The following is a 594-nucleotide window of genomic DNA, read 5'->3' as shown; positions in this document are numbered from 1 at the left end:
CGCCGGCATACCACTGAAGGTTTTGCAGAGCCTGATGGGCCACAAATCGATCAGTTCCACGGAGGTCTATACGAAGGTGTTTGCGCTCGATGTCGCGGCACGGCACCGGGTGCAGTTTCAGATGCCCGAAGCGGATGCGGTAGCCATGCTGAAAGGGAATATTTAAGTGCTTAGGAGAATGATGCTGGCAAACGTCCTGCTCGCCGGTGAGGTCTGTCAGACGTTATCTGGACCAGCTGACGGGAATATCTGCTCTGTATTCCTCATACTGCTCATAGATCGCATGCTGAAGCATCGTAATACGTTCTGACAATCTGTTGGCGTCTGACATATGCCGCCATTCCCCCTCAATAGTGGTTTTCTGTCCATCCGGGAGATTGAGCGTGATCAATACCTTTGTATCACGAATAATCACCCCACCAGTGAAAGAATTAAGGCCACTCCTTACGGTATTATCTATCTGTATATCTTGAAGTTTCATCTTGTTACCTCCTGTTGTCCGGATCCCAAGCATAGATATCTGAATTCAAATTGCCTAGGGAAGGTGCGAACAAGTTCCTGATATGAGATCATCATATTCATCCGGAGCGCATC

At 48.7% G+C, this 594-nt stretch carries 2 protein-coding genes; one reads left to right on the top strand and one right to left on the bottom strand.

Annotated elements, in window-relative coordinates; all coding sequences use genetic code 11:
* Positions 1-166: tyrosine-type recombinase/integrase (locus tag HMPREF1024_RS29910; protein ID WP_009310192.1), on the top strand; the 166-nt coding region annotated here is incomplete at its 5' end.
* Positions 167-223: 57 nt separating this feature from the next.
* On the opposite strand, the gene HMPREF1024_RS00020 is transcribed toward HMPREF1024_RS29910, so the two are convergent.
* A complete protein-coding gene (locus HMPREF1024_RS00020; protein WP_009310077.1) occupies positions 224-481 on the bottom strand; it encodes a hypothetical protein in 258 nt (85 codons plus the stop codon).
* Between the last annotated feature and the right edge of the window lie 113 nt (positions 482-594).

The sequence above is a fragment of the Klebsiella sp. 4_1_44FAA genome (genome assembly GCF_000238715.1).
Classification (GTDB): Bacteria; Pseudomonadota; Gammaproteobacteria; order Enterobacterales; family Enterobacteriaceae; genus Klebsiella; species Klebsiella pneumoniae.
Note: the sequence above shows the minus strand (reverse complement) of the source record. Positions and strands in the feature narration are given on the sequence as shown.

What these genes read in the sequence shown, in the direction of transcription:
- HMPREF1024_RS00020 (WP_009310077.1), bottom strand. Translation starts at nt 481, where the DNA reads ATGAAACTTCAAGATATACAGATAGATAATACCGTAAGGAGTGGCCTT.